The 249-nt window shown below is 60.2% G+C and carries 1 pseudogene; it reads right to left on the reverse strand.

The window, feature by feature from the left end:
* A pseudogene (locus SCA31_RS24815) lies at positions 1 to 249 on the reverse strand (FAD-dependent oxidoreductase); the annotation flags it as partial.

The following is a 249-nucleotide window of genomic DNA, read 5'->3' on the forward strand; positions in this document are numbered from 1 at the left end:
ATCGGGAGCGAATCTGGCAGTGACGGTCGGAAGCCCATCCATGGCGTGGCGTTCGTGGTGTCGAGGGGAGTCTCGAACAATCCTTCGGTCAACTTGTGAAGTTGCCAGGCGCGTTGCATGTTAGGCGTTCGTATCAGTCCGGCAAATTCGACGGTGCCTGCCAGGCGAAGTCCATCTTGCATGGGCGTCATGATGAAGCGGCGCTCGAGTGATGTGACGGCGCTGGGAAGGCGGTCCGCTTCTCTCGGC

It is taken from the genome of Chryseobacterium sp. SIMBA_028 (genome assembly GCF_046535285.1).
Classification (GTDB): Bacteria; Bacteroidota; Bacteroidia; order Flavobacteriales; family Weeksellaceae; genus Chryseobacterium.